This window comes from Allorhizobium sp. Av2 (genome assembly GCF_021462805.2).
GTDB classification, from domain to species: domain Bacteria; phylum Pseudomonadota; class Alphaproteobacteria; order Rhizobiales; family Rhizobiaceae; genus Allorhizobium; species Allorhizobium vitis_G.
Genome location: NZ_CP192696.1, coordinates 749,424 through 761,854, shown reverse-complemented (window position 1 = coordinate 761,854; position 12,431 = coordinate 749,424). Strand labels below are relative to the sequence as shown.

Below are 12,431 nucleotides of genomic sequence, written 5' to 3'. Positions count from 1 at the left end.
CCGTGGATAAGTGGAAACCGATTTTCCTGAAAAGACAAACGACAGCGATTAAAGACACTGTCTTGTCGGAGTGCGGCCATTTCGGCGGCAGTAAGCGTGACTGCCCTTCAGCTTCCCTCGCCAACCAGCGACAAAAGACCGTCCAACTGGTCGATCTCGATTTCCACCAGCCACAGATCCGGATCGAAACGGTATTCGCGCTCCATCAAAGCCGCGACCTCGCAGGCATCGACCTTGTCCAGGCGGCGCTCGAATCGGCGGTCGCCTGACATTTCGGCATCGTCGGCTTCAATCAGGCTTTGGGGGGCGGGAGCGTAAAGACTTTCCAGGCCATCACGAAACCGCTGGCGCAGGAAGATGGCGCCGGCTTGGTCCATGCCCTTACGCTCCACAGCAGCAAAGCCGCCAGCGGAAAACACGCGGCGTAGGATGGCGGCGACGAAAATATCGGAGCGAAGGCGCATCCCGCCTGTCTATAGACAGGATTGACGGAAAGAAAGGCATTCATCGAGGCAGTCGGGATTATTCGCCCTTGCCGCGCATCAGGGTCCGCATCACCATATCGACATGAGCCTCCATGTACGCCTTTTGCTCAAGCGGCCTGCGTTGCGCAAACAGGATTGACCAGAGATTGAAGTGGATGATCGGTCCAATCAGAACATCGGGAGCCGAAGCGGCAGGGCCAGGCAAAAATTCGCCGGCAGCGACGCCCCCCTCCACTAGCGTGCAGACCGTTTTCAAGAGGGGCGCAACGAATTCGTCGTAATGCCTGTCTACAATATGGGGAAAGCGGGTTCCCTCGCTCACCGTCAAACGCAGGAGTTCGCTACACTTGCAATCGCCGGCGATCATCTCATAGGCCATGCCGATCATTTGCTTCAATCGTTCGGCATGGCTGCCCTCCAATATTTCAGCAGAAGCACGCAATTGGGACAACGGCAGCGACATCTGCCGGATGGTCTCCTCGAACAAGACCTCCTTTGACGGAAAATAAAGATAAACTGTGCCCTTTGTAATGCCGAGCCGCAGAGCTACATCTTCCACACGCGCTGCAGCAAACCCTTTGTCCAGAAACTCTTCAAACGCGGCTTCTAATATTTCCTGCGGGCGCCTCGCTTTCTGCTCGGCCCGGCTGATCGTTTTCAATCGCTTTGCCATGACCATTTCCTTGAGGTTTGAGCGAGCGGTCTTGCGTGAGGCGCCGGAGCGAAAGCATCAGGCATTACGCTTTCAATTCCTATACCAGCAACTGACATACCGGCAATTATATTGACTAACCATACAGTCATTGATATCTACTCGCAACGACCCGTGAATGCAATGGTGGGGACCTCACAGTGCGGTTACAAACGACATTATCCGGACTGGCTTGCGTCCTGCTCGCCGTGTGTCTGGCAGGCTGCAATGAAAAGACCGAGAGCCAGTCTTCACCGCGCAGCGTCACGGTGACCAAGGCCCAAACCGCGCAATATCAGCCCTCGGTGGAAATCTCCGGATCGGTGAAGGCGCGGGTGCAGTCCGACCTGTCCTTCCGTACCGCAGGCCGGGTGATCGAGCGGCATGTCGATGTCGGCGACCGGGTCAAGGCGGGCGACGTCCTGGCCCTGCTCGACAATACCGAGCAGAAGGCGGATATCGCCGTTGCCCAGGCCGGGCTGGAATCGGCCCAGGCGACGATGCGCCAGAAGAAATTGGCCTTCGACCGCTACAAGGTACTGATCCAGACCAACACCATTGCCCAATCCACCTTCGACCAGGCCCGCGAGGATCTCGCCACGGCTCAAGGCTCGCTGCAAACCGCGCAGGCCAATCTGGCCACCGCCCAGGATGCGATGACCTATACGGAGTTGAAGGCCGATGCCGACGGCATCATTACCTCGCGCAGCATCGAGGTGGGACAGGTGGTTTCGGCGGCGCAGGCGGCCCTGACGCTTGCCCATGACGGACCGCGCGATGCCGTATTCGACATGTTCGAAGCGTTTTTCCTGGAAGGTGCGCCGTCCGATACCGTCGAGGTTTCGCCGATCGGCGGCCGCGCCAATCCCCAGGACGGCAAGATCCGCGAAGTCTCTCCGGCCATTGACACCAGCGCTGGCACCATCCGCATCAAGGTCGCCCTGCCCGCCGATACGCAATGGTCGCTCGGCACGACTGTCGTCGGACGGTTCCGCGCCCAGCCGCAGCAGGGCATCGTGCTCCCCTGGAGCGCCATGGCCTCGGCCAATGGCCAGCCCGCCGTCTGGGCGGTCAATGCCGCCGACAGCTCTGTCAGGCTGCGCAAGATCGACATTGCCCGCTACCGCGTCGGCGATTTCGTGGTGGCATCCGGTGTCGCGCCCGGGGACATCATCGTCACCGACGGCGGCAAGTTTCTGACGGACGGCCAGGTCGTGGCCTTTAAGGAAAAGTGACATGCGCCTCTACCGTCCCATCATCACCCTTCCCTTTCTGCTTGCCCTGGCGCTTTCCGCCGGTTGCAGCGAGAAGGACGACCAGCAGGCCGCCGGGCCACGTCCTGTCCGCTCGATAACCATCAAGGCCGAGCGCCTGTCGGGGGTCAGCTTTGCGGGTGTCGTCCAGGCGCGGGTCGAGACCGACCTCGCCTTTCGCACGCTTGGCCGGGTGATCCTGCGCAAGGCCGAAGTCGGAGATCTCGTTCACAAGGGTGACGTGGTTGCCGAAATCGATCCGCTGGCGCTGCAATTTGCCGTCAACAGCGCCGAGGCCGACCTGCGCAATGCCCAGGCGGCCTATGAGAATGCGCAGATCACCGAAAAGCGCCGCCGCACGCTCGCCACCATCAATGCCGGCAGCGTCGCCGATTTCGAAGTGGCCGAACAGGGCCTGAAATCGGCCGAGGGAAGTCTCAACCAGGCCAAGGCCAAGCTGGACAAGGCCCGCGAGCAATTGGGGTATGCGCGGCTACAGGCGGAATTCGACGGCGTCGTCACCTCGGTATCGGTCGAAGTCGGGCAGACGGTGACCGCCGGGCAGACGGTGATGAAAGTCGCACGGCTCGACCAGCGCGACGTGATCGTCGATGTCCCGGAAGGACGGATCGGCGCGCTGAAGGAAGGCACGAAGTTCAGCGTAGCGCTACAGCTCGACCCCACCAAACAGGCCATCGGCACGCTGCGCGAGATCGGCCCGGAAGCCGATGCGGAAACCCGCACCCACCGGCTGAAGATTGCCATCAACGATGCCCCCGAGGTCTTTCGACTCGGCGCCGTTGTAACCGCGACCGCAAGCCGTGATGAAGAAGACGGCGTCATCCTGCTGCCGTTGACCGCCATCCTCAGGAAAGACGGCGCGACTGGCGTCTGGGTGATCGACCGGGCCAATGCCTCGGTCGCCCTGCGCAAGGTCGTTCTGGACGACGCCACTATCGACGGCACCCGCGTAAAGGTCCTGTCCGGATTGAAGGAGGGCGAGCAGGTTGCCGTCGCTGGCGCCAACCAGCTTGCCGAGGGACAAAAGATCAAGACCGATGAGGAGCCGCGCCCGTGAAGAAATTTAACCTGTCGGACTGGGCGCTCGAACATCGCTCCCTCGTCTGGTACTTCATGATTGTGTTTTCGCTGGCCGGCGTGCTCGCTTATATCGGCCTTGGGCGTGAGGAAGACCCGTCCTTCACCATCAAGACCATGGTGATCCAGGCACAATGGCCCGGTGCCTCTGCCCAGGAGGTCACCCAGCAGATCACCGACCGGATCGAGAAGAAGCTCCAGGAACTGGAGTCGCTCGACTATACCAAGTCGATCACCACGGCTGGCCAGACCATCGTCTTCGTCAACCTGCTGGATACGACCAAGGCCCGCGACGTGCCCGCTACCTGGCTTCGCGTGCGCAACATGGTCCAGGACGTCCAGGGGGACTTTCCCTCCGGCGTCGTCGGACCGTTCTATAACGACCGTTTCGGCGACGTTTACGGCAATATCTACGCCTTCACCAGCGATGGCCTGACCCATCGGCAATTGCGCGATCTGGTCGAGAGCGCGCGCACCAAGCTGCTGACTGTCCCCAATATTGGCAAGGTGGACATTGTCGGCACCCAGGACGAGGCGATCTATCTCGAATTTTCCACCCGCAAGATTGCCGCCCTCGGCATCGACCAATCGGCGATCATCGCCACGCTTCAGGCCCAGAATGCAGTTACCCAGTCAGGCTTCATTGATGCCGGGCCGGAGCGGATTGCGCTTCGGGTCGGCGGGCGCTTTATTTCGGAAGACAGCCTGCGGTCGATCAATCTCAAGGTCAACGACCGGTTCTTTCCGCTGACCGATGTCGCCACCATCAGCCGGGGCTATGCCGATCCACCGACCAGCATGTTCCGGGTCAATGGCAAGCCCGCGATCGGTCTTGCCATCGGCATGAAGGCCGGTGCCAATCTGGTGAATTTCGGCAAGGCGCTGGACAAGACCATGGCCGACGTCATCCAGGACCTGCCGGTCGGCGTTTCCGTCGATCGGGTCGCCGATCAGCCGGCGGTGGTAGAGGAAGCGGTTTCCAGCTTCACCCATGCGCTGTTCGAGGCAATCGTCATCGTGCTGGCCATCAGCTTCATCAGCCTTGGCCTGCGCGCCGGACTGGTGGTTGCGATCTCGATCCCGCTAGTATTGGCGATCACCTTCCTGTTCATGCAATATGCTGGCATATCGTTGCAACGCATCTCGCTCGGCGCCTTGATCATCGCGCTCGGGCTTCTGGTGGATGATGCGATGATTGCCGTGGAAATGATGGTGGCGCGGCTGGAAGTGGGCGATAGCCTGCGCAAGGCCGCCACCCATGTCTATACCTCGACCGCCTTCCCGATGCTGACGGGAACGCTCGTCACCGTCGCCAGCTTCATTCCCGTTGGGTTGAACAACAGCAATGCAGGCGAATTCACCTTCTCGCTGTTCGTCGTCATCGCCGTGTCGCTGGTGGTGTCCTGGGTGGTGGCTGTGCTGTTCACGCCGCTTCTGGGCGTCACCATGCTGCCGAAAACCATGAAGAAGCATGCCGACCACAAGGGCTGGTTTGCCAGGCTGTTTGCCAGCATGCTCCACTTTTGCCTGCGCTGGCGCTGGCTGACCATCGTTGCGACGATCGGCGCCTTCGCCCTGTCGCTCTATGGCATGACCCATGTGCAGCAGCAATTCTTCCCCAGCTCCGACCGCCCGGAACTGATCGTCGACTGGAACCTGCCGCAAAACAGCTCCATCGACGAAACCAACCGGCAGATGGCCAAGTTCGAACAGGAGCAATTGGCCAATAACCCGGATATCGACCACTGGTCGACCTATGTCGGCCGCGGTGCGCCGCGCTTCATCCTGTCTTTCGACGTGCAGCCGGATGATATTACCTTCGGTCAGATGGTCGTCGTCACCAAGGGTCTGGACGTGCGCGACAAGCTGCGCCAGCAGTTCCAGGCCTATCTGAGCCAGACATTCCCCGGCACCGATGCCTATGTAAAGCTGCTGGATATCGGACCGCCGGTCGGCAAGCCGGTGCAATACCGTGTGTCCGGCCCCGACATCCAGAAGGTGCGCGATTATGCGGGCAAGCTGGCCGCCATTGTCGGCACCCATCCGCTGCTCACCAATATCGCCTTCAACTGGTATGAACCGGCCCGGGTGCTGAAAGTGGATGTGTTGCAGGACAAGGCCCGTCAGCTCGGTGTCACCTCCGAAGACATCGCCCAGACCCTCAACAGGGTGGTCGAGGGATCGACCGTCACCAAGGTTCGTGACGACATCTACCTGATCGATGTCGTCAGCCGTGCCGAAAAGAAGGATCGCGGTTCCGTCGAAACGCTGGTCGATCTGCAATTGCCGAGCAGCAACGGCCAGTCGATCCCGCTGTCATCCGTCGCCACCTTCCATTACGAACTGGAGCAGCCGACCATCTGGCGGCGCGACCGCACGCCGACGATCACCATCGAGGCCGCCGTCAACGGCCCCACCCAGCCCGCGACCATCGTCAACGCGCTGAGCGGCAAAGTCACCGAATTCTCCAAGGCGCTTCCGGCAGGCTATGCCGTCAATATCGGCGGCGCGGTCGAGGAGAGCAACAAGTCGCAGGGGCCGATCATCCAGGTAGCACCGCTGATGCTGTTCATCATGGCAACGCTGCTGATGATCCAGTTGCAGAGCTTCCACCGGCTGTTCCTGGTGTTTTCCGTCGCCCCGCTGGCACTGGTCGGCGTGGTGATCGCGCTTCTCACCAGCAACGCACCCCTTGGCTTTGTGGCGCTGCTCGGCGTGCTCGCGCTGATCGGCATCCTGATCCGAAACTCTGTCATCCTGGTGGTGCAGATCGAGGACCTGCGAAAATCGGGCGTCGCGGCCTTTGCGGCCGTGGTCGAGGCCACCGAACACCGGATGCGCCCGATCATGCTAACCGCCGCCGCAGCAACCCTGGCGCTGATCCCGATCTCGCGACAGATCTTTTGGGGACCGATGGCCTTTGCCATGATGGGTGGCATCGTCGTCGGAACGGTGCTGACCCTACTGTTCCTGCCCGCGCTCTACATCACCTGGTTCCGGATCAAGCCGGAGAAAAACCAGGCGCACGACAGCCACGTCCCCGATACCCATGATCACAACAACGGAGCCCCCGACAACAATGCTATCGGAGCCGAGAAATAGGATGTCGACCCTCGGCTGGCTCAAGAACAGGAAGCGGGAACACGCCCGCTCTCTCTTGAAGCGTGGATATGCCCTCACGCCTTCTGCTTCCACATCTAGGCTGGCGGCATCTGGGTCGGCCGCAAGCGGACTGGCAGGATCCAGTCCTGCTTTTGCGGGACATGCCGTCATTCCCTTAGTGATCGTCCTCGTGCTGGGTGGTTGCGCGGGCAGGCCAGAAAGCGTGCTGAAGCCTGTGCCGGTTGCCAGCGACGCCAGCCAGGTGAACATGCTGGTGTTCACCACCCGCAAACCGGCGGACGATCCCGGCCTGCTTTACTCCGGTGATCGCGGCACAGCGATCTCGGTGAACAATGTGGTCGTTTCCATCCCTCCGGAGCGCAACCGCAAGGTAGGCGAAGTGCAGTGGCCTTCCCGTGTGCCCCCCAACCCGGAACATGATTTCGCGGTGCTGAAGGCCGATAAAGTGCCGACGGAAGCCGAGGCCCTGCGGTGGTTCAACGCGACCCGTAACAAGAAACGCCAGGCCGTGATCTTCGTGCATGGCTTTAACAATACGTATTCGGATGCGGTTTTCCGCTTTGCCCAGATCATCCATGATTCCGGCACGGACGCATCCCCGATCCTGTTCACATGGCCGTCGCGCGGCAGTGTGTTCGACTATCTCTACGACAAGGAAAGCACCACCTATTCCCGGCGGGCGCTGGAAGACCTGATCCTGCAAGCCGCGAAGAATCCTAATGTCGGCGATGTGACGATTATTTCCCATTCCATGGGCACCTGGTTGACCATGGAAGCGTTGCGCGGCGTGGCGATGCGCACCGGAACAGTTCCAAGCAAGGTCAACAATGTCATCCTGGCCTCGCCGGATATCGATGTCGATGTATTTCGTCGCCAGTTGATCGAAATGGGGACCAAACGGCCGCATTTCACCATCTTCACCTCCAACAAAGACAAGGCCTTGTCCGTGTCGCGATGGCTGTCGGGCGGCGTCAACCGGGTCGGCGGCATGAGCCAGGCCGACCTGCAGCCGCTGGCTGGTGACCTGAAAGCGCTCGGCATCACCGCCATCGACACCAGCAGCGTCGATAGCCACGATCCGCTCGGCCACACGGCCTTTGCCGACAGTCCGGAGATCATCCGCAATCTGGGCAAGAACATCGCTGGCCAATCCATGGAAGGCGGCCAAACCACCTTGGGCGATCGGGTCGGCCTGGTGGCAATCGGCACAGCCAATCTGGCCGGTTCCGCGGCCCGCACCGTCGTCACCGCTCCCATGGCGGTGATCAGCAGCGATGCACGTCAATCGCTCAAGCAGGAATTTTCGTCGGGGCAGAAACCGCTGATAGACGGAAAAATCGCTTATTAGCGTTTACTTTAGGGAAAGATGGAAACCGGTTTTGCGTTAGGATATACGCAAATGCTGGCGAAAGCCGTTTACAAAGCGCCAATGGATTTCAGCTTTTTCAGCACCGCCATATTCGGTTCGCCGGTTTCCGGCAGGCGATAATGGCGCTCGAAATGGCGGATGGCAGCCTTGGTCTTGTCGCCAGCCACGCCGTCCACGCTGATATCGGTATAAGCGATATTGATCAGGCCGCGCTGGATATCCATGATCAGGCTTGCTTCCCCGCTTGCACCAGTCCCATTGGCACCGGCCCCATTGGCACCCGTCGTGACAAGGCTGGCAGAGGCAACAGGTGCTTGTGGCACTGGCGTATTTGCCGACGTAGCAGCCTTGGTCAGCGCACCGGACTGGGTTTTGCCCGAGGAGGCCGAGGCGGTCGACACGGGTGTTGCCGTGGGCAACCGTGAGGGCGCGGACCGCGCTGTGGTGACGGTCTTTTCCGCATTGCGAATGGCTGCGGCTACGGGATCGATGGCATCATCCGCTGTCGCCGTGACCTGAACTGGCCGTTCCATAGGGCGCACTGGCGGTGCACTCCCCTTGGGGGCCGCAACCGCAGGTGATTTCTGATCGACGCTCAGCGCTGCCAGCAGGTCATCGCTGGGCGCGCCAGTCACCGGCATGCCGATCCGCCGCTGATAGGCGCTGATCGCCGCATCGGTTCGGGGTCCCCGTTTGCCATCGGCCACGCCATCGTAAAGCCCCAGGCGAATGAGCTGCGCCTGAATGCCAACAGTCAGCTGGTCGGCGCCAGGCTCCGCGGCCTGCAACACACCTGTTGCTGAACCACCGCTGCCGGGCGCTGTGCCAACAGGGGTGTTTTCCGCTGTCTGGCGCTGAATACGGAACGTGGTGACGTCATCAGGGTCGGGTTTCAGGGAATGGTTGCTGTTCAGCCCCAGCATGGCGGTAAAATCATGCGGATCGCGGGTGCGCAGGAAGGGAGACGGATGCCGGCCCGGCTGATACCAGAAAGCGTTGGCCGCAACGAAACCCATGACTACGACAAAGCCGACCGTGCTGGTGAACCGAGCTGGATTGCGCGCGCAGATGCGCACGGACGCTCGAGCGGCCAGCATCAGAAATCCCGGTTCCTTGCGGGCCGGTTTTCTTTTATCAGGCGATTTTCGCTTTCGCGTCGTCATTCACATCCTTTTGCTGGCCCATCCTTTGGCCCGGCTGCCCGCTACCCTGCCGCTCATGCGTTTGCCCTGTGCTCCCTTCAAAAGAGACGCCGTCCATCTGGTGATGCCGCGGCGATGGGGCAAGCCCCTCACCAAGCGCACCGCTGTCGCCCACCATATTCATGCTCATTGCCCCATCGAGCCTCTCGCGAGCAGGCTGCCTTTCACTGACGGGCAAGCGTGGCGGAAATTCGATCTGACGGCTTTCGCCTGTGGATTGAACCCGGGCAATGCCCGATCCGTCGATTGGCAGGGTGATGGAAACAACAGTCCCCTCGCCCACACGGCTCGTCAACAGGAATGTCCCGCCATGCAGGGCAACGAGGCCCTTGACCAGCGACAGGCCCAAACCAACGCCGTCGAATTTCCTGTTATAATCACTATCGACCTGAACAAAAGGCTGGCCGAGCAGAAGGATGCGATCCTGGGCGATACCAATACCCGTATCGCTGACAGAGATCACCAGATCCTTGCCGAAACGTGCCGCATCCACGGTAACAACGCCACCCGGCTCAGTGAATTTAATGGCGTTACCAACAAGATTGATCAGGATCTGGCGCACCGCACGCGGATCGGCGGTCAGCTCGCTCACATCGCGGCCGATACGGCTGGTGAGCTTGACGCCTTTTTCCTGGGCCTGCAAGGCCAGCATGTTTTCACAGTCGTGAATGGTCTGCGCAAGGCAGAACGGCTCCACCAGCAATTCGTAGCGCCCGGCCTCGATGCGGCACATGTCGAGCATGGTATTGACCACCGACAGAAGATGGCCGCCGGATTGGCGGATCAACCGCACATATTCGCGGTGACGCTCATCTTCCATCCGGCCGAAATAATCGCCCATCAGAATATCGGAAAAGCCGAGTATGGCATTCAGCGGCGTGCGCAATTCATGGCTGACGGCGGCGAGAAAGCGCGACTTCGCTTCGTTGGCCGTCTGCAGATCGGCATCGAGCTTGACCAGCCGCTGCGCCATCTGCTGTTGCTCGCGGCAATCAAGCATCTGTACGAAAATCCCGGCAATGCCACCGCGTTCGTCACGGCGCACGGCCATGTCGAGGCCAACCGCCATCAGCGTGCCATCGGCAGCCTCATCGCTCGCAGTTTCACTATACTGACCTTCGCCGGTCTCACCCTTGACGCCTTCAATATGACCGGTCGGGCGGGCAAGCCGCAGTTGCACACGGCCAATATCCTCGCCCTGGCGCAGGGCGTCAAAGGCACGCACGAAAGCGATACGGTCGGTGACATGCACCTGATCGATGAAAGGACGACCGAGCGGATTGCGCAGGAAAGGCAGGAAATCACGGGCATCGCGCCCGCCGACGGTCTCTACCCGCGCCTGGGCATCGAGAGTGAAAACCATGCCGGGAAACAGCGACAGATCGATGGAAGCGCTCGTGTCCAGCGAATGGCGGATGACCGGCTGGCGAGCCGACAGGCGCGCCAGCCACAAGGCGGCGACCACGGCGATCAGAAACAGGCCGGCAACAATAGCAACGCCGAGCGGCAGGGCCACGGCGACACCTTGAAAGAAGGACAGGGTGAGCGGCACGAGGACCAGAGCGGGCAGGCAGGCCAGGACCACGCAGCGCGCCGCCGCAACTTCGGCGCGAGACGGCGAGGCTTCCGCGCCGATGCGCGTCACCACCAGGGTCACGGCTTCGTCGAGAAGGGTCTTTGCCCGATCAGCGATTTTACTCAATACCAACACGCCAAATTTCCGCGACTTGCGGTCCTCTTTACTGACCAAACAATAGAGGTCGCCGCCTTAAGGAAAAGATAAAGGGAAAGCTGCAAACCCGCCTAAACCGGTGTTTCCGTCTCGGAAAGGGACAGGGGTCAGAAGCTTTCGAAAACATGGTTAACGTGGCGTAAGCAACGGATTTTGCATGTTTTTCCGCATCACGTTAATATCTGTGGCGGTTGGTAGAATGAAAAAGCCCGGGAACAGAAGGGTTCTGCCGCAATTATGCTTAACCTCAGTCGTTAAACTTTGACTAGAATGTGGTTCAAATGCGGAAAGAGCGCATTTTATGAAAATACGCAGAAAATCCGATTATGTTTTGCAAAGCGATATTTCCGCGCGAATCATAGTCTGTTTCGCAGCAGCCCGGCCATACGACCGGCGCAACCGACGCGACAGACGAAAAAATGTCGCAGAACGAGACGGATAAGCGGTCATGTGGTTTCTGATCAAGGGAGCATTCTGGTTTACGCTGGTATTGGTCGCCCTGTCCTATCTGGGCGGCGCGCCGCGCGATGGTTCTGCATCTGCACCGCAATTCGAGCTGGCAAACGCCGTTTCGGCCGCATCAGGCGCTTATGATTACGTTTCCGGCCTCTGCGGGGAAAAGCCCGATGTCTGCGTAAAGGGCGGCCAGACGCTTCAGGCCATCGGAATCCGGGCGCGTGAAGGTGCGCTGGTCGCTTATCAATTGCTTAACCGTCAGTTTGGCACCGGAGAGGATCATCAGGCCATCAGCGCCGATGCGGCGCCAGCCCATGGCAGCGTCAAGGAAGCGGCAATCGCCGCCCCTGCTGCCGCCAGCGAAGACCATATGGTCACCGGTACGGTCTCTGCCGCTGGCAATGGCGTGCCCCTGACCATCACCGTACCAAGACCAAGGCCGAAACCCGCAGGTTGAGTGATTTTTACCGCGCAGCCGGTTCATTTCCGTATGGGAAAGGCCTATATGGCCTCGAGCGGCTTCCAAAACCATCATCGGAAGCCACCCAAAACACCCGAAAAACCGCCTGGATGACCCTCCCATGACGCCCATCGACCAGATTATCGACGACTTCGCCTATCTCGACGATTGGGAAGACCGCTACCGCTACGTTATCGAACTGGGCAAGGCACTGCCTGACCTGCCGGAAGAGCAGCGTATCGCTGACAACAAGGTCAAGGGCTGTGCCAGTCAGGTCTGGCTCGTAACGAAGGCGGGCGAAGGTCCGGACCCGATCCTGACCTTCGAAGGCGATTCCGATGCCCATATCGTCAAGGGCCTGGTCGCCATCGTGCTATCAGCCTATTCCGGCAAAACAGCCTCAGAAGTCGCAGGCTTCAACGCCCTCGACCTGTTTGGCAAGCTCGGCCTGATCGAACACCTCTCCGCCCAACGCGCCAACGGCCTGCGCTCCATGGTGGAACGGATCAGGGGCGAGGCTGTGGCGCGGGCCTGAGTGGGCTGCCGGTGCTGCCAAGGCCAT

The 12,431-nt window shown here is 60.4% G+C and carries 10 protein-coding genes; 6 read left to right on the top strand and 4 right to left on the bottom strand.

Annotation, left to right across the window (positions count from 1 at the left end; translation table 11 throughout):
• Window positions 1-107: 107 nt before the first annotated feature.
• Window positions 108-464: a DUF1491 family protein gene (locus FS819_RS03630; RefSeq protein ID WP_156550520.1), complete on the bottom strand. Its 357-nt coding sequence runs from the start codon at window positions 462-464 to the stop codon at window positions 108-110.
• 58 nt (window positions 465-522) lie between these two features.
• Window positions 523-1,158, bottom strand: coding sequence for a TetR/AcrR family transcriptional regulator (locus FS819_RS03625; protein ID WP_234624869.1), 636 nt, complete (start codon window positions 1,156-1,158; stop codon window positions 523-525).
• A 179-nt stretch (window positions 1,159-1,337) separates the two neighbouring features.
• Here FS819_RS03625 and FS819_RS03620 point away from each other — a divergent pair, with 179 nt between their 5' ends.
• Genes FS819_RS03620 through FS819_RS03605 form a run of 4 tightly spaced genes read left to right on the top strand, consistent with a single transcriptional unit; the run spans window position 1,338 to window position 7,998 of the window.
• Complete coding sequence (locus FS819_RS03620) at window positions 1,338-2,411, top strand: efflux RND transporter periplasmic adaptor subunit (protein ID WP_234624868.1); 1,074 nt, start codon at window positions 1,338-1,340, stop codon at window positions 2,409-2,411.
• A 1-nt stretch (window position 2,412) separates the two neighbouring features.
• Window positions 2,413-3,507: an efflux RND transporter periplasmic adaptor subunit gene (locus FS819_RS03615; protein WP_156550518.1), complete on the top strand. Its 1,095-nt coding sequence runs from the start codon at window positions 2,413-2,415 to the stop codon at window positions 3,505-3,507.
• On the top strand, window positions 3,504-6,629 hold the full coding sequence (locus tag FS819_RS03610; protein ID WP_234624867.1) for an efflux RND transporter permease subunit: 3,126 nt from the start codon (window positions 3,504-3,506) through the stop codon (window positions 6,627-6,629). The genes FS819_RS03615 and FS819_RS03610 overlap by 4 nt, the downstream gene beginning before the upstream one ends.
• Before the next feature lies 1 nt (window position 6,630).
• Complete coding sequence (locus tag FS819_RS03605) at window positions 6,631-7,998, top strand: alpha/beta hydrolase (protein ID WP_156550517.1); 1,368 nt, start codon at window positions 6,631-6,633, stop codon at window positions 7,996-7,998.
• Window positions 7,999-8,066: 68 nt separating this feature from the next.
• Here FS819_RS03605 and FS819_RS03600 read toward each other — a convergent pair whose 3' ends face one another.
• Entirely contained in the window at window positions 8,067-9,116 is a 1,050-nt protein-coding gene (locus FS819_RS03600) for a peptidoglycan-binding domain-containing protein (protein ID WP_234624866.1), read from the bottom strand.
• Window positions 9,117-9,153: 37 nt separating this feature from the next.
• Entirely contained in the window at window positions 9,154-10,932 is a 1,779-nt protein-coding gene (locus FS819_RS03595) for an ATP-binding protein (protein WP_234624865.1), read from the bottom strand.
• A 469-nt stretch (window positions 10,933-11,401) separates the two neighbouring features.
• On the opposite strand from FS819_RS03595, the gene FS819_RS03590 reads away from it, so the two are divergent.
• The gene (locus FS819_RS03590; protein WP_156550515.1) at window positions 11,402-11,866 is read left to right on the top strand and encodes a DUF5330 domain-containing protein; all 465 of its coding nucleotides are present in this window, start codon (window positions 11,402-11,404) and stop codon (window positions 11,864-11,866) included.
• Window positions 11,867-11,990: 124 nt separating this feature from the next.
• On the top strand, window positions 11,991-12,404 hold the full coding sequence (locus FS819_RS03585; RefSeq protein ID WP_070167797.1) for a SufE family protein: 414 nt from the start codon (window positions 11,991-11,993) through the stop codon (window positions 12,402-12,404).
• Window positions 12,405-12,431: the final 27 nt, after the last annotated feature.